17 protein-coding genes are annotated in these 22,470 nt (G+C 54.6%); 7 read left to right on the top strand and 10 right to left on the bottom strand.

The window, feature by feature from the left end; genetic code table 11:
- Positions 1-133: 133 nt before the first annotated feature.
- The 5 genes from HF679_RS06195 to HF679_RS06175 form a co-directional block, all read right to left on the bottom strand.
- Positions 134-2,053, bottom strand: a complete 1,920-nt coding sequence (locus HF679_RS06195; protein WP_187042730.1) for a heavy metal translocating P-type ATPase — start codon at positions 2,051-2,053, stop codon at positions 134-136.
- A complete protein-coding gene (locus HF679_RS06190; RefSeq protein WP_187042729.1) occupies positions 2,050-3,129 on the bottom strand; it encodes an SPFH domain-containing protein in 1,080 nt (359 codons plus the stop codon). Before HF679_RS06190 ends, HF679_RS06195 begins: the two co-directional genes overlap by 4 nt.
- A complete protein-coding gene (gene hflC / locus HF679_RS06185) occupies positions 3,126-4,130 on the bottom strand; it encodes a protease modulator HflC (protein ID WP_154143829.1) in 1,005 nt (334 codons plus the stop codon). Before hflC ends, HF679_RS06190 begins: the two co-directional genes overlap by 4 nt.
- Before the next feature lie 31 nt (positions 4,131-4,161).
- A complete protein-coding gene (hflK, locus tag HF679_RS06180; RefSeq protein ID WP_154143830.1) occupies positions 4,162-6,036 on the bottom strand; it encodes a protease modulator HflK in 1,875 nt (624 codons plus the stop codon).
- Between the two features lie 438 nt (positions 6,037-6,474).
- Positions 6,475-8,451 (bottom strand): alkyl/aryl-sulfatase, encoded by a 1,977-nt coding sequence (locus tag HF679_RS06175; RefSeq protein WP_123754327.1) that lies wholly within the window; start codon positions 8,449-8,451, stop codon positions 6,475-6,477.
- A gap of 718 nt (positions 8,452-9,169) precedes the next feature.
- Here HF679_RS06175 and HF679_RS06170 point away from each other — a divergent pair.
- Positions 9,170-10,882 (top strand): pectate lyase, encoded by a 1,713-nt coding sequence (locus tag HF679_RS06170; RefSeq protein ID WP_187042728.1) that lies wholly within the window; start codon positions 9,170-9,172, stop codon positions 10,880-10,882.
- A gap of 85 nt (positions 10,883-10,967) precedes the next feature.
- On the opposite strand, the gene HF679_RS06165 is transcribed toward HF679_RS06170, so the two are convergent.
- Both HF679_RS06165 and HF679_RS06160 read right to left on the bottom strand, forming a co-directional pair.
- Positions 10,968-11,315, bottom strand: coding sequence for a response regulator transcription factor (locus tag HF679_RS06165; RefSeq protein ID WP_187042727.1), 348 nt, complete (start codon positions 11,313-11,315; stop codon positions 10,968-10,970).
- Positions 11,312-11,557: a hypothetical protein gene (locus tag HF679_RS06160; protein WP_187042726.1), complete on the bottom strand. Its 246-nt coding sequence runs from the start codon at positions 11,555-11,557 to the stop codon at positions 11,312-11,314. The genes HF679_RS06165 and HF679_RS06160 overlap by 4 nt, the downstream gene beginning before the upstream one ends.
- Positions 11,558-12,447: 890 nt before the next feature.
- Here HF679_RS06160 and HF679_RS06155 point away from each other — a divergent pair.
- Together HF679_RS06155 and HF679_RS06150 are read left to right on the top strand one after the other, a co-directional pair.
- Positions 12,448-12,996 (top strand): fimbrial protein, encoded by a 549-nt coding sequence (locus HF679_RS06155; protein ID WP_187042725.1) that lies wholly within the window; start codon positions 12,448-12,450, stop codon positions 12,994-12,996.
- 73 nt (positions 12,997-13,069) lie between these two features.
- A complete protein-coding gene (locus HF679_RS06150; protein WP_123754333.1) occupies positions 13,070-13,624 on the top strand; it encodes a fimbrial protein in 555 nt (184 codons plus the stop codon).
- Positions 13,625-13,961: 337 nt separating this feature from the next.
- On the opposite strand, the gene HF679_RS06145 is transcribed toward HF679_RS06150, so the two are convergent.
- Together HF679_RS06145 and HF679_RS06140 are read right to left on the bottom strand one after the other, a co-directional pair.
- Positions 13,962-14,426: a hypothetical protein gene (locus HF679_RS06145; protein ID WP_187042724.1), complete on the bottom strand. Its 465-nt coding sequence runs from the start codon at positions 14,424-14,426 to the stop codon at positions 13,962-13,964.
- 33 nt (positions 14,427-14,459) lie between these two features.
- Positions 14,460-14,831 (bottom strand): nitrogen fixation protein NifS, encoded by a 372-nt coding sequence (locus HF679_RS06140; RefSeq protein ID WP_187042723.1) that lies wholly within the window; start codon positions 14,829-14,831, stop codon positions 14,460-14,462.
- A gap of 210 nt (positions 14,832-15,041) precedes the next feature.
- On the opposite strand from HF679_RS06140, the gene HF679_RS06135 reads away from it, so the two are divergent.
- Complete coding sequence (locus tag HF679_RS06135; protein ID WP_261802981.1) at positions 15,042-16,058, top strand: alcohol dehydrogenase; 1,017 nt, start codon at positions 15,042-15,044, stop codon at positions 16,056-16,058.
- A gap of 116 nt (positions 16,059-16,174) precedes the next feature.
- Positions 16,175-17,479, top strand: coding sequence for a type II toxin-antitoxin system HipA family toxin YjjJ (gene yjjJ, locus HF679_RS06130; RefSeq protein ID WP_187042722.1), 1,305 nt, complete (start codon positions 16,175-16,177; stop codon positions 17,477-17,479).
- Positions 17,480-17,522: 43 nt separating this feature from the next.
- Here the strand turns inward: yjjJ and HF679_RS06125 are convergent, their stop codons facing one another.
- The gene (locus tag HF679_RS06125) at positions 17,523-17,912 is read right to left on the bottom strand and encodes a hypothetical protein (RefSeq protein ID WP_187042721.1); all 390 of its coding nucleotides are present in this window, start codon (positions 17,910-17,912) and stop codon (positions 17,523-17,525) included.
- A gap of 280 nt (positions 17,913-18,192) precedes the next feature.
- On the opposite strand from HF679_RS06125, the gene HF679_RS06120 reads away from it, so the two are divergent.
- Both HF679_RS06120 and HF679_RS06115 read left to right on the top strand, forming a co-directional pair.
- Positions 18,193-19,359: an efflux RND transporter periplasmic adaptor subunit gene (locus HF679_RS06120; protein ID WP_123754338.1), complete on the top strand. Its 1,167-nt coding sequence runs from the start codon at positions 18,193-18,195 to the stop codon at positions 19,357-19,359.
- 3 nt (positions 19,360-19,362) lie between these two features.
- A complete protein-coding gene (locus tag HF679_RS06115) occupies positions 19,363-22,470 on the top strand; it encodes an efflux RND transporter permease subunit (RefSeq protein WP_187042720.1) in 3,108 nt (1,035 codons plus the stop codon).

Below are 22,470 nucleotides of genomic sequence, written 5' to 3'. Positions count from 1 at the left end.
CCGGGAAAGTTAGCCTGAAAAATCCGCGTGCCTGCGTGAATGTTTTCGCACATTGCTACTGCAAAAATGACAGAATTCACACAGCGCACGCGTTTTTCATTAATTACTTATAAATCAATAAGTAAATATATTCTTACTTCGTCTCATCAAACTGCAGCAGGCGCCCGGTGTTGCCGAGCACCATCAGGGTGCTCAGGTTATGCAGCAACGCGGCAACCAGCGCGCCGGCGCCACCTAACCATCCAAGCGCTGCCGCCACGACGATCATGATGGTCCAGCCGATACCGATAAAGACGTTAACCAGCAGGGTACGCCGACATTTCCGGCTCAGGCGAATGGCGCAAGGCAGGCGACGCAGGTCACTCCCGGTGAGAACCACATCGGCGGAAACCAGCGCTATATCGGCGCCATTGGCGCCCATCGCCATCCCGACGGCACCGGCTTTCAGGGCCAGCGCATCATTGATGCCGTCGCCCACAACCAGCGGCCGCCAGCCTTCAGAGACCGCTTTCTGCACCTCGTGTAACTTGGTTGCCGGCAACGCTTGCGCCACGACATCCTCAATGCCCAGCGATTGCGCCACGCTGTTGGCCGCCGGCAGCCGGTCCCCCGTTAGCATCAGTTGCTTATCAATCCCCATCTGCACCAGCTCCTGCAGGGCGCCGTGCGCTTCCGGTCGCAGCGTATCCGCCAACAACAGCCAGCCTTTGAATACCCCATCGAGGGACAGACCAACCAGCGGGCCATTGTGTTCCGGCAGCGGCAGGGTGCTGACATCAAAAGCGGCAAACAGGTCGGCACGCCCCAGCAGCGCCGTGCCGCTGGCGGTGTGGGCCACAATCCCCATGCCTTGCTTCTCTTCAGCCTGCTCAATGACGATGTAACTCTCCGCCTGAGCATACTCCGCCAGCGCATGGCTGACCGGATGGCTACTGGTGGCGCCCAGCGCCGCGGCAAGTTGCAGCACGGCGTGGTAATCGGCGTCGGCGGCCAGCACCGCATCCACCAGCTGCAGACGCCCCTGGGTCAGGGTGCCGGTCTTATCGATGATCAGCGCATCGACATCGGCCAGCTCTTCGAGGAATGCCGCATTGCGGATCAAAATCCCGTGGCGCGCGGCAACCGCGACCCCGGCCATCGCCGTGGCGGGCGCAGACAGCACCAACGCACAAGGGCAGGCCGCCACCAGAACCGCCAGCATCGCCTGGCTATCGTAGGTCAGGAACCAGGTGCTGGCGGCAATCAACAGCACCAGCACCAGGTAATGCGTGGCATAGCGCTCAAGCATCCGGGTGATCGGCGGTTTGGCCTGCTCGGCGTCCTTCATCAGGGCAATGACTTTGCCCAGCGTGGATTGCTCGCCGGTGTGGGTGACTTCCATGCGCAGCAGGCCGTTCAGGTTGATAGCTCCGCCGTAGATCGCGCTGCCGGGACCCGCTTCTTGCGGAACGGATTCGCCGGTAATGGAGGCCACATCCAGGCTGGCATAGCCGCTCAATATCTTACCGTCGGCCGGTACTTTATCCCCGGCACGAATTTCAACCACATCACCCTGGCGAATAGACTGGCTGTCGATTTCCTCAAGCGAACCATCGGCTTTCACTCGACGGGCCTTACTGCGGGTCAGTTGCGTCAGCCCGGCGATCGCCTGGCGGGTGCCCATCACGCTGCGCTCTTCAAGGATGTGACCGAAAATCATCAGCACCGGCAGCAGCGCGGCGGTCACCAGATCCCCCAGCGCCCACGCGCCGAGCATGGCCAGCACGACCAGCAGATCCGTCACGCCATGTAAATCCGGGTGACGCAGGCTGTGCCAGCCCGCGCGAAACACCGGAATGGCGACGATAAGCCATGCCACACCGGCGAGCAGGTCGCTGATGGCGGAGTGCTGGGGCGCGATGGAGCGCCACAATACACTCAGCAGGATCAGCGCAATCGTGCTCATCGCCAGGGTCAGCTGTACGGTCATCCGGCGGCGCTCTTCCGGGGTGAGCAAGGCCTGACTAAAGTCAGGGTGGATATGGACATGCCCGTGACTGCATTGATGGCTCATGGAATACTCCCGTACAGCGGCAACGACTCGAAGGACCCGCCTTTTGGTACCGGCCCTGGTAAAATTAACTGACTGTTGTCTTGTGGATTGACGGTGACCACCGACCCGGCATGGGATAACACCGTGGCGATACGATCGCGCCAGATACGTTGCAACATCCCCGCGCCATTCTCGGTGGCGCGCGTCTGCGCCAGCTTGGTGATGGTCTGGGTAGCAACTTCGGCCTGGGCGTGGGTTTCACTGCTGCTCGCCTCGGCCTGCTGGATCACCCGGTCGGCCTGTTGCTGTGCCTTTTGCAACTGCAGGGTGGCATCATTCTGCGCCTGTGCGACATCGCGTTCCGCCTGCTGGCTGGCGGTCAGCACCGAGTTAAACGCCTCGACCGCGCTATCGGGAAGCGCAGAAGAGACGTCGATGCGCTCAATGGTGATCCCCGGGTTGTTGCTGCTGTTCGCCAGACGCTGGATATCGTGCTCCATCATCTGTTTGAGATCGCTACGCAGGCGGGAACGCTCCTGGGCGGCATGGCTGTCGTTCTGCATCATTTCCGGGCGGGCAACCAGGATAGTATCGAGGTCGCGCCCGGCAGAGACTAAGGTCGCCGCACGCTGCGCCAGGCGGTCGAGCAGGGCGTTGATGTGATCGCGTTGCAGGACATAGCGCAGCGGATCGCTGATGCGATAGAACACCTGCATGTTGAGCTGAACCACCCCGGCATCCCCGGTCAGCAGATAGCCCGCGCCGGCACCGGCATCGGTCTCTTGCTGCGCCGCGCTGAGCTGTTTGAGCTGCTGGTCGCGCTGCAACGGCAGGACGTTATGCTGCAAGATCCGCGCCGGGCCCGGTATGATTTCGACCTGGTCAACCGGCTTTGGCCAGGCAAACAGTACCCCGGAATGCTCAACGGTCAGCGGCTTCCCGAAGCGAAACACCACCGCCTGGGTATCGGGCGTCACCTGGTGAAAACTCGAAAATAACCAGGCCGCCGCTGCCAGCAGCGTGGCGCCATACAGGGCAAAAAACGCGATGCGGTAGGATTGCCCCCAGGCGCTGTTACCTATGGTTTGTTTTTTCATGGCGCAGCCTTAGCGACATCGTTGGGCTTTTGTACCAGCGAGGTAAACGGCGCGGAATCGGTGCTCAGAACAATACGGGTGCTCTTGTTGACGACATCATTCAGGGTGTCGAGCGAGCGCAGTAAATTGTAGAGCTGCGGGTCATGTGCATAGGCTTTGGCATAAATCGCCGCCGAGTCTTTTTGCGCCTGGGCGGTAATGGTCGCCGCTTTAACCGAGGCGTCGGCGACGGTGATCCGCGCATCGCGGTCGGCTCTGGAGCGAATTTCTGCCGCCTGACGGTTGCCTTCGGCCGTGCGTTCAGTGGCGATGGTTTCCCTTTCGGCGCGCATTCTGTCGACGGTGGCGTTCAGCGTCACCGCCGGTAAGGTCAGACGCTCGATGCCAACCTGGATCAGCTCGATGCCGTAGCTGTTCAGCAATTGGGTTTTCAGCTGATCTTTGATCTGCTGTTCCAGCTGCGGGATTTTCACCTGCCTGCCATCGGTATTCACAATATCGGCGAGGGCATAGTTACTGGTAGTGGTCTCCAGCGCCGACCCAATAAAGGTACGGATCTGGCGGGCGGCTTCATCCGGCTGGTTTTGCACGGCGCGGATAAAACGCAAGACATGCGGCTTATCCGGGCTGACTTTCCAGATAGCCCACGCCTGCACGATCACCCGCAGGCCATCGCGCGTCCCGACATCCTGCAGCCCGCTTGAGGTTGAACGGCTGCGTAAATCGACCTCCAGCGGCGTTTCGAAAGGCGCCGGCAAACGCCATCCGAGGCCCGGTTTTAACAGCACCCGCACCGGACTGCCAAAACGGGTAATAATCGTCGCGCTCCCGGCATGTACCTGCACCAGGCACGCGGTTAACAGGGCGAGGATCACTAACAATATGGCGACAGCATATCGCGGCCATTTCCGGGTACGACGAGGCATTTCCGACGGCGACGCTGTGGGAGTAAGCCCAACTTTTCCGGGGGTCGCAGGCGTGGTAATGGTATGAATTTTCATTTTTGCACTGGCCTTGTTGTATCAATCAGAATTATTGCGCTGAAGGTGAAAACTGACGTAAATCGAGCATCGGCGCATGCTGGCCCGCGACCTGACTATCAATAATCAGGAGTGGCGCGTGGGAAAGCGCTTTGCTCATGGTCTGGTAACGTCGCTCGTTGATGAACGCCTCGGGGTTAATGGCCCACGCGTCATGCTCCGCGCTGTACATGGTCAGCGCATTATTGGCCTTCGCCTGGACTTCCGTTGCCGTGGCCTGTGACGCATCAATGGCTTTGCTGGCTTTTTGATGGGCGTCATTGCCCTGGACTGCGGCATAACCGCGTTCATGAGCGATCTGCGCGTTGGCGGTGATCTGCGCCGCCTGCACGCCGTGGTAGGCATTGGCTGCCCCGGCCGGCGGATGAATCGACTCGATCTGTGTCGAGAGCAACTCGACGCCCATGTCGAGCTCATTCAGGCGCTGTTGGATTTGCTGGTTGAGGGTTAACGCCATCGCCGCGCGCTGTTCATTGAGCAGAACATCTAGTTGCTGATGGGCGAAATACTGCGTCAGCACCTGGCTGGCAATGCGCTGGATGGTCGTCGGCAGATCGTCGGTACGGTACAGGCTGTTGATCGCATCGCGATTGTCCATCCCGACACGCCAGATCAAGCGAATATCCATGTTCACAATCTGGAAGCTCTGTTTGCTCCCCAGCGCGCTGGCGATGACCTGCGCCTGGTCTGTCACATGGGTGTTATCCCACAGACGCCAGCTGCTCTGCGGTGCCGGACCTTCAATGGCATCCACGGTAGTGGCCGCCGCTGGCGTCGCGAGCGAGGAGGCGGAAGGTTTTTCGTTGAGCTGCAATTCGTGAATCGCGCCATAGTCCACGGCGATCACCCGGCCAAAAGGCCACGGCAGCCCGACATGTAACCCCGGCAATAAGACATCGACCGGGCGACCGAAGCGCTCGTAAACGCCGCGCTGATGCAGCGACACTTCATTGACGCTGCTCATCAGCCAGCCCACCAGGGCGGCGCTGCAGAACACCGGGAAGAAGATCTTGCCCATCAAGCGGAAGGCCTGGATTTTGCTGATATCCACGCCGAAGTGCTGCATGATTTTTTTACGGATCAGCAGCAGCGGATTCAGCGGCCAGCGATAGTATTCTGCGAGCAGGCTCTGGGTTAAGAAGGGGCGGGCTTTATTTTGCGCCGGGATGACCAGCATGGCGGCCAGCGATCGCAGGAAGAATTCAACGGCAATCAGCAGGACGATGGCGCTGGCCAGCTGCACAATCCAGCCGGCAGGCGTCGGGGCGAAACACGACACCGCGAGGGCGATGGTTATCAGCAGACAAATGCTGAGTAACGCCCGCAACAACCCGGTGCAGGCGCTTTGCTGGGGCCAGTGGCGGATGCGGCGCAGGCTCATCATACGTTCACCCACTAACAGCGCAAAGCAGATTGCCAGCAACGCCAGGCTTACCGGGATCAGTTCGCTTTTCAGCGGGGGGTGTGCCGCGCTAATCAATGCATTGTGACTGACGATGGAAATAGCCAGCAGGGCGCAAAGGGCGGTTAACAGCAACTGATAGCCATGACCCGCCCAGAGCCGGACCCGCGGCGAACGCCAGAATCTGAATCGTTTGCCGGCGGCGTTCTCTTCACCAGCTTGCGATGTTAACCCCGGCGGGCAGTGGCGGAGGGCGTTTTCAATCACCGCGCATGTCAGCAACAGTGCGGCAATCAGGGGGCGGGCAAATATATACCAGACATTTTGCTGCGCGTGCGGAAAGCCAAAATAATAGCTGGCTCCCGCGAACAGCAGAAGAATGAAAATGACGGCCCGACACCATAATAAACGTGAACGTAACCGAATATTTGTGCCGCTGAGTAGATGTTGGTGGCTAGACACCATAGAGACTCCATTGTCAGTCAGAACAAGACACTAAAAATACAGGCCTGCTTACATAGAAAACCGGCTGGTATTATTTAATGGCAGGGGAAAGTATCTCCGACAGGGGAATGGTAAATAATAATGATGCGTTCTCCCTGTCCTTGCGGGGTTGCCGGGCGCTAACATAAATCAGGCTTAAGTATCTGCGTGATTTATATTCGGTGGCGGTGATGCTTACGGGGAGTATAGAGGATGAGCACAGGCAAATAACATGACTAAATATGATTAAAAAACACTTCGTGCATATTGCACTTTAATAACGTGTAGTTTAATACTACGCGGTTTTATTTGTTAGCGATGACGTCCAGTACTGGACTAATAATCATCCATAAGTGTTATTTAAAAATAAAAAAGCCCGGGAATATTTCCCGGGCCTGATGGTGATGACGTCGCGATGGCTTACGGCGTCACGATGTTGAACCAGAACTCGAACTTGTCCATATAGCCCAGCATCTCGTTGAGCTTGTCACCGTTGCCGGTGATTTTGACTTCGCCCTTATCTTCAGCCTGTTTCAGCGTTTCTTCTTTCAGGATGATTTTGTTGAGCGTCGCACGGTCAAGCACGATGGTCGCATCGGCATCTTTCGCTTCGGCATTGGCGGTGTGGTTCAGCACGCCGTTTTCCAGCTCCAGCTTATATTTGCCGCCATCGTTGCCAAGGTCGATGTTAAACACCGCTTTGGCCTTACCGGCTTTTTCACCGTTAATATGTACCGCCAGATAGTCGAAGAACATTTCCGGGGTCATCGCACGAACGGTATCCGGGCTGGCGGTATTTGGGGTTGGTCCTTTCACCACGCCGTTACGCAGTTCCTGCGCACCGGTCAGGTAGAAGTTACGCCACGGGCCAGATTCAGCCTGATAGCCCAACTGCTCCAGCGCATCCGCTTCCAGATTACGCGCGTCCTGGTTTTTCGGGTCAGCGAAGACAATTTTGCTGACAACCTGCGCTACCCAGCGATAGTTACCCTGTGAGTAGTCTTCTTTCGCTTTCTTCATGATGGCATCGGCGCCGCCCATGTACTCCACGAATTTCTTCGCCGCTTCTTCCGGCGGCAGTTCGTCGAGGGTTGCCGGGTTGCCGTCGAACCAGCCGAGGTACAGCACGTAGGTGGCTTTCACGTCATGGCTGACGGAACCGTAGTAACCGCGGTTAGCCCAGGTATGAGCGAGGCTGTCCGGCAGTTTGAATTTGGCGGCGATTTCGTCACGGGTCAGGCCTTCGTTGGCCATGCGCAGAGTCTGGTCGTTAATGTAACGATAGAGGTCACGCTGGCTTTTCAGCAGCTTAACGACGTTCTCGTTGCCCCAGGTCGGCCAGTGGTGCTGAGCCATGATGATCTCGGCTTTATCACCCCAGCGAACAATCGCTTCGTTGATATATTTCGACCATGGCAGCGGTTCACGGATCTTCGCGCCGCGCAGGGAGTAGGTGTTATGCAGGGTGTGGGTCACATCTTCTGCTGCTTCGATGAGTTTCTTCTCTTCGATAAACCACAGCATTTCAGACGGAGCTTCGGAGCCCGGGGCCAGCATAAAGTCGTAGGTCAGGCCATCGATCACTTCTTTCTGGCCGTCTTTTTCGATGATGTTGGTCGGGGCAATCAGGGTCACCGTACCGGCAGAGGTGGTGGTCCCCAGACCGGCGCCCACCTGGCCTTTGGTATCAGGCTTCAGCAGGTTGCCGTACATGTAGCTGGCGCGGCGGCTCATGACGTTACCGGCCATGATGTTTTCCGCTACGGCCGCTTCCATAAAGCCAGACGGTGCGTAGACTTTGACCTTGCCGGATTTCACATCGGCTTCGTCAATCACACCGCGCACGCCGCCATAGTGGTCAACGTGGCTGTGGGTGTAGATCACGGCAACTACCGGTTTTTTACCGCGGTTTTTGTAGTACAGATCCATCCCGACTTTCGCCGTTTCAGCAGAAACCAGCGGGTCAACGACGGTAATCCCTTCTTTCCCTTCAATGATGGTCATGTTGGAAAGGTCGAGGTTACGGATCTGATACACGCCGTCGGTAACTTCAAACAGGCCGCTGATGTTGATCAGCTGGGACTGGCGCCACAGGCTTGGGTTAACGGTATCTGGTGCTTTTTCGCCTTCTTTAATGAAGGAGTACTGCTCAGGGTTCCAGATGACGTTGCCTTGCTCACCTTTGATCACTTCGGTAGGCAGTGCGGCAATAAAACCTTTGTGGGCGTTGGTGAAATCGGTGTTATCGGAGAAGGGGAGTTGGTTATACAGCGCGTCGTTGGTCTTCTTAGTTTCCGCCGTCGCTTCTTTTGGCGTGACGTCCGCCAGAGCAGGAAGCGCAATGGTAGATAGCACACCGGCTAATACCATTCCCTTCATTATGGGTGTCAGTTTCATTAAATTCCTCGTCGGTTTACACATCCGAACGGAAGGTGTGTTCGGATATTCAAATTACACATCTGCCCATAAATATAACCGATATTTTACATTCAGCAAGTAAATGGTTACAAAAATATTTTATTGTAAACTTTTGGAAAGGCCTTATATAACATGACGTTATATGGTAACGCGCATCCGCATCAAACCCTGGAAATACCGCCGATCAACTATCAGGCTTTACCTGTGCTAATAACATTTTCTAAACATAATTACCGAGGTTGTTTGTGTTTTATACACCGACCTCGACACAAAAATATGCCGCTGGCTCCAGATGACGTAGATAAACAAAGGCGCTGATTGCCATCCTCACCATGTTGTTATCCAGCAGGCCGTAAATTGAGACGAATCTGATGAGCGATAGCCGCTGAGAGGAAGGTTCCGCAGGCATAAACATCTCCGATTGCTAAACCATCATTCATTTCAATTTAAATGAAACGATGTTTTGTGATGTGCTACGCGGTTCCTGTGCGGCGTGCATGATAAATACGTATTTTCTTATCGGGAGGTGTATATGGACGAATAGTTTAGGGCCACTCCAGCGCCGCAAAGATACCTATGGCGCGAATATCAGCTATGACTACCACAATACCAGGGGATGACTGCCTCAGAGGTCGGTGTTGCCGCGTCGGCACGATTTCTCCGGGCAGCAGGCTTATTATTAAAATAAGGGGTTTCAATGAATTTCCGTTTAATCGCTGTCTCCAGTAGTTTATTGCTTTTGTCTTGCTCCACGGCGTTTGCCGATAATTCACGTTTAGACGCCGTGAAAATCTTTGCCGATACCGTGCTGGATAAAGCAGGGGATAAATACCATGGCAGCAGCCCGTCACCACTGCTTGCCAGCGGCGTCGATCCGCGAACCGGCGAACAGATGATGTGGGTCTTTCCTGATGGCCGCACTGCGGTACTGTCAAACTTTTCCGCGCAGCAAAATCTGATGCGGGTGTTGGTTGGTCTGAGCAATCTCACCGGTGACGAGAAATATAAAAAACGCGCCGAAGAGACCGTTCGCTATTATTTCAAACATTATCAGGACAACAGCGGATTACTGATCTGGGGCGGCCACCGCTTTATTGATCTGAAAACCCTGCAACCCGAAGGCCCCAGCGAGAAAGAGCTGGTTCATGAATTAAAAAATGCCTATCCCTATTATGAGCTGATGTTTGCCGTGGATAAACCGGCAACGGTGCGGTTTATTCGCGGTTTCTGGAACGCGCATGTCTACGACTGGGAGGTGATCGAAACCAGTCGTCACGGCCAGTATGACAAGAAAATGGGTAAACTGTGGGACAGTAGCTTTACCCAACAGCAGCCATTTTTTGCCACCAAGGGGCTGAGCTTCCTCAACGCCGGTAATGACCTGATTTACTCCGCGTCGATGCTGTACAAATACAATAACGAGCCGGGGGCGCTGGTGTGGGCCAAGCGCCTGGCGGAGCAGTACGTTTTACCGCGCGATAAGCAAACCGGCCTTGGCGTCTATCAATTTACTCAGCCGCTCAAGCGGGCCGAAACCAGCGACGACAGTGACACCAATTCAAAATATGGCGATCGCGCCCAGCGCCAGTTTGGCCCGGAGTTTGGCCCGACGGCGCTGGAAGGCAATATGCTGCTGAAGGGGCGGACCAGTACGCTGTATTCAGAAAATGCGCTGATGCAACTGGCGCTGGCGAAATCATTGGGCAGCAACGGCGCCGATATTCAGAAATGGACGATCGACGGACTCAAAGCCTTTGCCCATTACGCCTATGATGCCAGCAATAATACCTTCCGCCCGATGCTGGCCAACGGAACCGACCTGTCGAATTACACCTTACCGCGTGATGGTTACTACGGTAAAAAAGGCAGCGTACTGAAACCTTATCCGGCCGGCAGTGAATTTCTGTTGTCCTATGCCAGAGCCTATACCCTGGCCAAAGATAGCGAACTGTGGAAGGTGGCCCGCGGGACTGCCAGCAGCGAAGGGTTGGGGGATATCGGCGAGCCAGACGGCATTAAGGCGCAGCTCAATATGGGCACCAAAAACAGCGATCCGTACGCTATTTTCGCCCTCATCGATCTGTGGCAGGCCACCAGCCAGCAAAATTATCTGCAGCTGGCCCGGAAGGTGGCGGATAACATCCTGCAGCAGCACCGCCTGAACGGTTTTTTTGTTGACCAGCAAAATATCCAGTACGCCAATATCGATAACATCGATCCCTATGCGCTGTTAGCTCTCGAAGCCGCACTGCAAAATAAAGCGGATGCCGTCCCTCAGTTTCTCAACGGTTCAGGATTTACTGAAGGCGCGTATCGGTTAGCCGACGGCAGCGTGCGCATTTCAACCCGCGATGAAGAGCTGTTCGCCCTGAAAACCGGGGAACAGTTAAAACCCAACGGTAAAAAATAGTAGCCGGTAGATAGGTCACCGATCCAAAGGGCGGGAAGCGTGGCAGGCTTCCCGCCTGACGCTGCCTGTCGCCCCCGCTGAACCCTTATGACAGCTGCGACTCTTCGCTGGATACTAACCACCAGGCATGATTTTTTTGCTGGATAATCATGCCGCTTTGCAACATCCAGTCGTACAGTTCCTGATTGCTGGTGAGCTTTAATTTGCGCATCGCCGAGTGTTTATGCGAGCTGACGGTCTTCACGCTAAGCTGCATTTTACGGGCGATTTGGCTCAACGGCAGCTGCGCCGATATTTTTAACAGCACCTCTTGCTCCCGCGATGTAAAGCGGATGAGGGTGGTCTCACCCCGTTTAGTATGTATCCCGGCAGGCGTCAGTAATTTATCCAACAGGCTGACTATTGCCGCCGGTTTCTCATTGCGGTTGATCATCCCCTGAAGATAAATACAATCCCCCAAAAATGCTCATGTATTACCGTGATTTTAATCGTCTTTTTCTCGCCCCCCCACGGAAAAGCACTATTCACAATCAGGTTCGCCCGGTGACCGCTATTTGCAGGTGTAAATCTGACGCTCATTCCCTTTGCAAGAAAGTAGTCATCTAAAATATGCCGCATGCCTTGTAAAAAGAAAATGTTAGTGTCATGCAGAGCAATTGCGATAGATGTTTTCATTGTATCTCCTTGAATATGCACTTTCTGGCAGCACAAAATCGATACGTCCTTTGAATTATTTTTCTTACTGAAATTAGAAGCTGCAGTTATCGCTAATCAAGACATCTAATCGAGATAGCAGCGGGTTGTATTTTTTATAACCTGACGAAAAACAGTCAATTCCAATTAACCTTTCCAGGTGTCTTTAAGACTTCTCTTCGATTAATAAGAAAATTCGCATACCCTTACACTCCGTGGCTTTTAAGATTTCGCTATTCACCTGCAAGAAGATTCTTATAAAGCAGTGTATTACAGGCTTAAATGTGCCGAGATATAGCGAACGGCAACGTTTTGTAGTGGTTTCATATGCTATCAATCAGCGTCTTTTTGAGCAAATTGATCGCCAAACCGACATTTACAGGATTTAACCCCATAAAAGGGAGTTGTTTCCATCGTAAAGATTGCCAGGTTTAGCGACGAATTAAGTGGTTGTGATTTTGTTTTGAAATGCATTTTTTGATCAAAAACATCTTTTAAAAAAATAATTTTAGCGATAATTTATTCACACCAAAACACGGTGGGAAATAAATCTAAAGCATCATTCTATTCAATGCCTTAGCATCATCAAGCATGATAAAAATGACCTGAAATTTAATAAAATCGAATGTTCTGGCGCAAATAAGATGCCTGTTTAATACGAGCCTGAATTTGATGCAGACACATTCTCCTGCCTGTTTTACCAGGATCCTTTTTATAAAAATGAAAGGATGCAAACTGAATGCATCTGTTTTTTCCAGTAGCCCTTTATATACCTTAACGGCAAAAGAGGATTACTGGCCTGAGCGGATACTATTCAGAGCGACTCGTTATATTCACTTAAATTAGCGTTTTTAAGGACTTAAGGAAAAAAGATGAAACTGAATAAAATTGTATTGGCTACCGTTATGACCATGGGACTGGGTATGGCATCTGTGGCAAATGCAGCCGACGAGGGACAAGGGAAAATTACTTTCACGGGTTCAATTGTTGATGCTCCGTGCTCTATTACTGCAGGTTCTGCTGACCAGACCATTCCTTTAGGCGCTATTTCTAACATCGCTCTGGCTGCTAACGGCGGTACCGGTGTTTCTGTGGCACAGCCTTTTAGTATTGAGCTGGTTGATTGTGTGTTCTCCACTCCGGCTACCCGTGACAAAGTCACGGTGACCTTTACCGGTGCTGCATCCAGCTATGATGCGGACAGCCTGGGACTGATCGGTTCCGCTAAAGGTGCATACATCCTGATGTCTCAGGCCGATGGCGACAAAGTTGTCCTGAACACGCCGACCAATGCGCAAACCCTGAAAAATGGTAACAACACCCTGGCCTTCACTGCGGCACTGAAAGGTGGCGGTAACCCATTGGATATCGTCCCGGGTAACTTCAACGTCCCGACCAACTTCATGCTGAGCTACAACTAAGTCCGTTCCCTGAGCTAGTCAACCTGCGGCGCTCGTGCCGCAGGTTCCTTTGATTATCCCATGGAGTAGGGCAATGAAATGGATTCATGACGCTGCAAGGCGTGCGGCACCTTCACTATTCATTTGCTGCGCCGCGATTTTTTCTTCCTGTGCATGGTCTGCCGACTTTGCCGGAGAGGGGCGCGTCAGTCTGGAAGGGTCCATCGTAGAGACGCCATGCGCGATTGACGTCGGGGATCGCGATCAGAGTCTGTCCATGGGCACGATGCCGCTAAGTCAGCTGATTCGGGATGGCCGCGGGCCAAAAAAACTGTTCTCAATCCGTCTGGTGAATTGTGTTCTGACACGTATCGACCCGACGCAACCGAACTGGCAGCGCTTTATGGTGACTTTTGACGGCGATAACGACCGTGGTCATTTCGGCCTGACGGGCGAGGCTCGTGGGGTGGCCTTGATGATCCACGATGTCACCGGCGTCAGAGCCATACCAGGGGCCGCCATGCCGTCCAGACTCATCCTCCCTGAAGAGATGCAGCTGCGTTATTCCCTGAACCTTGTGGGTAATCAGCAAACGTTGCACGTAGGGAATTACCGTTCGGCAATACGCTTCAGAATCGATTATTACTAAAGGGAATTTCTTCATGGTGCGTTATTTTTCCCGCTCTCTCCTTGCTGTTTTATGTCAGGCAAGATCGGCAGTTTGGCGCGAGTTTCAAAACTTGTGCGAGACTTACGTTAACACTCATAGTCCACCTCAGTCTTGGGTATTTATCTTCTTAATACTTCACGTTATTTGGCGCAGGTCGGTTCTTTCCCATTGCGAAAATACAATGGAAATGAAGATAAAACAGTCACACAAGAAATAAGTGTAGTGAGTGGGATTCGCCGGCTAGATATTGTAATATTTGTTATTTTATTACTAAATGTAAACTTCTTGTTTTTCAAAAAGTCAATGCCTTCGCGGGCTATCCTGTCGTGATGATCAACGAACCAAAAATATACAACCCGGCAATAACCAAAATGATAACAATACCGCGACGAACTGGCCGCCACTGCGCATATTCTGTGGCGTCAGCTTCACGTATCATGCGGTCGGATTCACTTTCATTATCGCGATTTGCGCCTCTTACCAGCAGGTGGCGATAGTGTTTTCGCATCCCATAAATCGTAAACTGGCTCCAGATAAATAGCCCTGGATACAACGAGACCAACAGTCTCAGGATGCCCCTTGAGGATGTCTTTGCACCAGGCACGAAATAGTCAAACGCCATGGCGGAAAAGAGATACCACACAAAGGCAATCATGAGCCCCACCCAATATTCCCGGTGTGTTGCGATAGCTCTGTAGGCATCTCTGAAATTTTTACTACGCACTGACGGTGGCAGTCCTGCTAGTTCAGGAATGCTTTTCCGCGTCCAGTATATCTTCATGCTATGACCGCTCCGTTGGTATTTTCACACCCATTACGCCTCGAATTTATTTATTATTTCCCTGATTTTTCTTATTACCGGCATAACATCACCGTAGGCATATTCCATCGTTGTTAAATAAACAATATGGTTTTTATCAAATTCCGCGTGGTAAAACTGAAAACGTAATCCCGGCACACAAACCAGTAACGTGACGTTCTGCGCGATGAGTTTCTCTATATCGGATTCGGTAGTATCAAGCTCTGCCTGCCAGTCGATCCCTTCTGCGGCCAACCTGTTGTTTAATCTTAACAGGTAATCACCGGATCGATACCAGCCAAAAAGACCGCCGCCTGTGCCGTGCGGAACTAAACGACCTAGCGTCGGCGATGGTTTAACAATGAGAACGACTTTTTTAACGCTCATTCGCACTCTCCATTTGCAAAAGACGTTGACTGTCCTGGTAAAAAAATATCACAGACAGGGAGCGTGTCCATTGATTTGTCATGCATTACTGCGTTTCAGTGATTACTTTTTATCAGATAGATTTTCTTTCTACGTCGCCATGAAAATCTCATTTGCTGGCAGTAAAGCGTCACTCAATAATGACGATATTCTGACGTGATGAGAGGCAATATGACCACTTATAAAGCGATGCAAATTACCCGCCCGGGTCAACTCGGATTCGTTGAGCGGGCTATCCCCAAACCTGGAAAAGGAGAGGTGCTGCTGCGTATCGAAGCGTGCGGCATCTGTGGGGCGGATGCCGGCGCGATCGAAGGGCGGGAAAAAAACACGGTTTATCCCCGTGTGCCTGGACATGAAGTGGTTGGGATCATCGTATCGCTGGGTGACGGGGTTCCCTCGTATCTGGCGGTAGGACAACGGGTCGGCATAGGGCGACTGGGAGGTCACTGCAACGACTGTGAACAATGCCGTCGGGGACACTTCAATTTGTGCAGCCATCAACCGGTGGTAGGCAGCTCGCAGGATGGGGGCTATGCCGAGATGATGCTGGCCAGGGCGACCGGGCTGGTTGTTATTCCCGATGCGTTAGTCTCAGAAGAGGCGGCTCCGTTGCTCTGTGCGGGAATAGCGACCTTCAATGCCTTGATCAAATCCGGGGCACGTCCTGGCGATACGGTTGCCATCCTGGGTATAGGAGGGCTCGGGCACCTTGCGCTGCAGTATGCCAGGAAGATGGGCATGCGGGTTGTCGCTATCGGCCGCGGTGAGGACATTGCTCAGGATGTCAGCGCGCTTGGCGCGCACATTTATCTGGATGTCCGTCAGGTCGATGCGGTCGACGCGTTAAAAAAAATGGGCGGCGCGCAGGTGATCTTAACCACCATTACCGATAGTACCGCCGCCTCTGAACTGGTTAAAGCGCTCGCGCCGCGAGGCCGGTTAATGGTGGTTGGTGCCGGCAACGATCCGTTGACGATTGCGCCGGGGCAGGTGGTCGGTAACGAATTATCGCTTGAAGGATCGATTACCGGAACGCCGTTTGAGGTAGAGAAAACGCTGGATTTCAGTTTGTTAACCGATGTTCGCGCTCGAATTGAAACAATGCCCCTCGAGCGAGCGTATGAGGCTTATCAGCGAGTGATGTCAGGGGACGTTAAGTTTCGCATGGTGCTGACGATGCGCTAAGCCTCCCTCTTTATATAGAAATATGCCTCCGGCGCAGATGACAGGTGAGCAAATAGCTGATAAGTTACCTATTCAAAAAGCTATTCACCAATCTATTCATAAAGTGATTCATCGCCATGACAAACCGTTCTGACACCATCCGCCAGTTGCTACGCCAGGGGCCAACACCTGTAAGGCAACTTACTGATATTATGGGTATAAGTCAGCCCACGGTTTCTCGTGCCTTAAAAGCGCTGGGCGATGAGGTCGTGCGAATTGGTGCCGGACCATCTATTCAATATGCCTTGCGTGACGCGTTTCGCGGCTTCAGTTCGGTCCCTATTTACCGCATCACTGAAGAGGGGCAAATCAAAGCCCTCGGGAAACTCATTCCGGTTCACCCCGGCGGGTATGTCATGGAGCAGACCGATAACGTTTGTCTGCATAGCGACGGGCTGCCGTGGTGGTTGTTCGACATGCGACCGCAGGGATACCTTGGCCGGGCATATGCCTCCGCGCATTCAACCGCGCTGGGGTTGTCGCCCAATCCGGAAGTGTGGACGGACGCCGAGGTGATTAGCGCGCTGCTGACGCATGGGCACGATGCGGTGGGGAACCTTCTGATCGGGGAGCAGGCCAGAACCCAGTTCCTGGAAATGGCGGAGCCTGAAGCGGTGGATCGCGCCACGACCTATCCCACGCTGGCGCTGGCGGTAAGTTCCGGGGAGGTTCCGGGGTCATCTGCTGGCGGCGAGCAGCCGAAATTCTGTACCTATACCGACCGCGGCCACGTGCTGGTGAAATTCACCGCGCTGGACGATAACCCCGTCAGCGAACGCTGGCGCGACCTGCTGCAGGCTGAGCATCTGGCCTTGAAAGTGCTGGGAGTTCACACCGAGGTGTTTGATTTTGGCGGACAGCGCTTTCTGGAGATCCCGCGGTTCGACCGCACCGGGCCGCTGGGCCGTATTGGTCTGTTTTCTTTGCGGGCGCTGGAGGCGGAGTTTGTTGGTCGGGCGAGAGACTGCTGGCCCGTTCTGGTTAATGAACTGGTGAAGCAGCAGCTGGTTCATCCTGATGCCGCCATGGGGACGGCACGGCTCTGGGCGTTTGGCATGCTGATCGGCAATACCGACATGCACCACGGTAATCTGTCGTTCCTCAGCAGCCATGGCCGCCCGTACCACCTTGCGCCAGCCTACGACATTCTGCCCATGGGTTTTGCCCCTAAATCCGGTGGCGCCATGGTGAATACCCTGCGGCCCGCCACGCTGCTTGAGGCGATCGACGGGGAAATCTGGCGCGAAGCCCTGGCGCTGGCTGAGGACTTCTTCACGTTAGTCGCTGAGTGCCGCCGTTTCTCCCCGCAGTTCGCCCCATGTCTGGCGGCGTTACGTGGCCACCTTGACGAGGCGCAGGTGCGGATATCACGTCTGGGCTAATACGGCAAAAAAAAACAAAAGGCGCCGCTGCGCCTTTTAAACGCTACTGCATGCCTTTCTGATACATCTCTACCAGCTTCTGTTTTTGATCCGCGGTCAGCATATTGCTGACGCTGGTGTAGTAGGTCATTTTACAGCGCGCGGCCTGGTCGTGAAGCTTGCTCTGAATGGCCATTTGTTGAGTGAATGTCGCTTCGTCCACTTTGCCTTTTTTCACCATCTCAACGAACAGGTGCGGCTGATACTTTCCGCTATCGATATTATTAAAACATTGCTCGGCGGTGGCGTGGAACTGAATAAGCTGGTCTTTCTGTTGTTTATTTAAATGCAGAGCACCGCCCATTTCTTCAGGGTTTGTTGGGGCTTCGGCGGCCACGGTCATACCAGAGAAAATAAGTGCGCTCAGGCCAATAATAATAGTATTAAGTTTCATATGTCGTGCTCCATATTATGGTTGGTCGTGCCCGAAAAAGCTTCTGCCGCAAAGGACCTGTACGGCAGAGGAATCGGACTTTCAAGGTTTACAGCACCTGCAGTTTAGCGTCGTCTGAGCTGAGTCTTCTGGCGCTGTAAATACGGTAATTCGCACGGCCGCATTCTGGCAATAAATAAGCAGTCCCAAATGAAACTCTTTTCATCGCCGCTATTTTGTATAGTTCCTCACTCGATATAAATAACAATATTTTTTCTCGGACTTATCAGGCGGAATTATAATGAATACGCTTCACAGAATGCTGTCTGGTGGCTTGCTGATATCATGCGCCACCCTGTTAACGGCGTGCGATCGCCCGGCCACCCCGGCGGCTAATACATCACCCCACGCGGTGGGTGTCGTGACATTGCGCCCGCAACCCTTGCCGGTAAAAACAGAGCTGCCGGGCCGCGTGCTGGCGTTTCGCGTGGCCGACGTTCGCCCCCAGGTGAACGGGATTATCCTCAAACGCAATTTTGTTGAAGGCAGTCACGTGAAGGCGGGAGAATCGCTGTATCAGATCGACCCGGCACCTTACGAGGCGGCGCTGAGTAACGCCAAAGGCGATCTGGCCAAAGCCAAAGCAGCCGCGGTGCAGGCGCATCTGACCGCCGCTCGCGAGCGGGCATTGATCAAAAATCACTACGTCAGTCAGCAGGATTACGACGCGGCGATTGCCAGCGCCGAGCAGGCCGATGCCCAGGTGGTGGCGATGCTGGCAGAAGTGCAGACCGCGCAAATTAACCTCAATTACACCCATGTCACGTCGCCGATTTCCGGGGTGATTGGTAAATCAAGCGTGACCGAAGGGGCGCTGGTGACCAATGCCCAGTCCTCGGCGCTGGCCACCGTGCAGCAGCTTGATCCGGTGTACGTCGATGTCACGCAATCCAGCGATGATTACCTGCGTCTGAAAAGCGAGCTGGATAACGGCGAAATACAGCAGCAAAACGGCAAAGCCGACGTGATGCTGCAGCTGGATAACGGGCGTCTCTACCCGCAGCAGTGCAAGCTTGAATTCTCCGACGTCACGGTGGATCAAACCACGGGGTCAATTACGATCCGCGCCGTCTGTCCTAACCCCGAGAATGTTTTGCTGCCTGGGATGTTTGTGCGGGCTTTCCTGACCGAAGGGGTTCGCGAGAACGCGCTGCTGGTGCCTCAGCAGGCGATCGCCCGCACGCCTCATGGCGATGCCACCGCTCTGGTAGTGGATAAAGACAACAAAGCGCAGCTGCGTCCGGTGGTGGCGGCGCAGGCGATGGGCAACCAGTGGCGCGTCTCTTCCGGCCTGCAAGCGGGCGACCGGGTGATTGTGACCGGCCAGCTGATGCTGCGTCCGGGGATGCCGGTAACAGCGACCGAAGATGACAGCATGGCGGCCTGGGCTAACGGAGCGGGGAAATAAGCGATGTCGAGCTTCTTTATTAATCGGCCAATCTTCGCCTGGGTCATCGCCATCGTGCTGATGCTGGCGGGCGGTCTGGCGATCCTCAAGCTGCCGGTATCGCAGTATCCGACCATTGCGCCACCGGCGGTGCAGATCACGGCCAGCTACCCGGGTGCTGATGCCAAAACCGTGCAGGACACGGTAACGCAGGTTATCGAACAGAAGATGAATGGCCTTGATGGTCTGATGTATATGTCTTCCAACAGTGATGCGATGGGCAATGCCACCATCACCCTGACTTTTGCCAACGGAACCGATCCGGATATTGCCCAGGTGCTGGTGCAGAACAAGCTGCAGCTGGCGATGCCGCTGCTGCCGCAGACGGTACAGAGCATGGGTATCAACGTGCAGAAGGCCAGCAGCAGTTTCCTGATGGTGGTGGGTTTTACCGGCGCGAAGGGCAGCTCCCTGACCCAGGCGGATCTGGCCGATTACGTGGCATCGACGGTGCAGGATCCGATTGGCCGGACCCAGGGGGTCGGCCAGGTGCAGCTGTTCGGTGCGCAATATGCGATGCGCGTGTGGTTGGATCCCAACAAACTCAACAACTATCAGCTCACGACCGAAGACGTGGTGCGGGCTATCAAGTCGCAAAACAACCAGATTGCCGGCGGCCAGCTCGGCGCGTTGCCGGCACCGCAGATGCAGCGGATGAATGCGTCGATCATCGCCCAGACGCGTCTTAGCACGCCGCAGCAGTTTGGTGACATCATCCTGCGGGTGAACGAAGACGGCTCCCAGGTGCGCCTGCGTGACGTGGCGCGTATTGAGCTCGGCAGTGAGAACTACAGCACCAGCGCCGAATACAACGGGCGGCCTGCCGCCGGGCTGGGTATCAAGCTTGCCACCGGGGCGAACGCCCTGGATACCGCCAAAGCGGTGAACGAGGTCATCGACAACCTGAAACCGTTCTTCCCGCAGGGCATGCAGGTGGTCTATCCGTATGACACCACGCCGTTTGTCAAAATCTCCATTCACGATGTGGTGACCACACTGCTGGAAGCAATCGTCCTGGTATTCCTCGTGATGTATCTGTTCATGCAGAATCTGCGGGCCACGCTGATCCCCACCATTGCGGTTCCGGTGGTGCTGCTGGGGACCTTTGCGGTGCTGGCGCTGTTTGGCTTCTCGATAAATACCCTGACGATGTTCGGCATGGTGCTGGCGATAGGCCTGCTGGTGGATGATGCCATCGTGGTGGTGGAAAACGTCGAGCGGGTGATGATGGAGGAGGGGCTCTCGCCGAAAGAGGCGACGCGTAAATCGATGTCGCAGATCCAGGGGGCGCTGGTGGGTATCACCATGGTGCTGTCGGCGGTGTTTATCCCAATGGCCTTCTTCGGGGGTTCCACCGGGGCCATCTATCGCCAGTTCTCGGTGACGATCGTCTCGGCCATGGTGCTGTCGGTGCTGACCGCGATGATCCTTACGCCCGCCCTGTGCGCCACGATCCTCAAACCGGGAAATCATGCGCCGCAAAAAGGGTTTTTCGCCTGGTTCAACCGGATGTTCGCTAGCAGCACCGATCACTACGCGGGCAGCGTCGGGCGCATTATTCATAAAACGGGCCGCATGATGGCTCTGTATCTGGTGATTGTGCTGGGTATGGCGGCGATGTTTATTCTGCTGCCGACATCGTTCCTGCCGGACGAAGACCAGGGCGTGTTTATGAATATGGTGCAGCTGCCGTCCGGGGCGACTCAGGCCCGTACCCAGGCAAGCCTGGATAAAGTGACGCAGTATTATCTGCATAAAGAGGCGAAAAACGTTAATTCGGTGTTTACCGTTGCGGGCTTTGGCTTCAACGGTAACGGGCAGAATAACGGCCTGGCGTTCGTCAGCCTGAAAGACTGGAGCCAGCGCAGCGGTGCGGCAAATCATGTGGAGGCGATTATTCATCGCGCCAATATCGCGTTTCATCAGCAGATCAAAGACGGCGTGGCGTTCGCCTTTAACCTGCCGGCGATTACCGATCTGGGCACCGCGACAGGTTTTGACTTCGAACTTATCGATAAAGCCAATCAGGGGCATGCGGCGCTGACCAAAGCGCGTAATCAGCTGCTGTTTATGGCGCATAAATACCCGAACGTGGTGACCAAAATCCGGCCTAACGGTCTGGAAGATGCGCCGCAAATGAAGCTGGAGATCGATCAGGAGAAAGCCGAGGCGTTGGGCGTCAGCAACGATGCCATAAACCAGACGATCTCCACGGCGCTGGGTGGAACCTATGTTAATGATTTCCTTGACCGCGGACGGGTTAAAAAAGTCTACGTTCAGGCCGATGAGCCATACCGCATGCTGCCGGACGATATCAATAGCTGGTACGTCAAAGGTAAACACGACCAGATGGTGCCGTTCTCGGCGTTCGCCACCGCGAAGTGGGAATACGGCTCGCCGCGCCTGGAGCGTTACAACGGTCAGCCGTCGATGGAGATCCTCGGCGAACCGGCCGCAGGGCGCAGCTCCGGCCAGGCGATGATGCTGATGGCCAAACTGGCCGCTAAGCTGCCGCAGGGCTTTGGCTATCAGTGGACCGGCATGTCATATCAGCAGCAGCTTTCGGGCAACCAGGCTCCGGCGCTGTACGCCATTTCGCTGGTGGTGGTGTTCCTGTGTCTGGCGGCGCTGTATGAGAGCTGGTCGGTGCCGTTGGCGGTGATACTGGTGGTGCCGCTCGGGGTGACTGGCGCCCTGACAGGCGCGATGTTGCGCGGGCTGAACAACGACGTCTATTTCCAGGTCGGGCTGCTGACCACCATCGGCCTGTCGGCGAAGAATGCGATTTTAATCGTGGAGTTCGCCAAAGAGCTGATGGAGAAAGAAGGCAAGGATCTGATGGCGGCAACCCTCGAGGCGGTGCGCCTGCGTCTGCGGCCGATCCTGATGACCTCGCTGGCCTTCATTCTCGGCGTGCTGCCGCTGGTGATAAGCGATGGTGCCGGCAGCGGGGCGCAAAACGCCGTCGGTACCGGGGTGATGGGCGGGATGATCAGCGCCACGCTGCTCGCCATCTTCTTTGTCCCGGTATTCTACGTGGTGGTGATGCGCTGCGTTAAGCGCAAGAAATAA

Source organism: Enterobacter sp. JUb54, from assembly GCF_014298075.1.
Lineage (GTDB): Bacteria > Pseudomonadota > Gammaproteobacteria > Enterobacterales > Enterobacteriaceae > Klebsiella > Klebsiella lignicola.
Note: the sequence above shows the minus strand (reverse complement) of the source record. Positions and strands in the feature narration are given on the sequence as shown.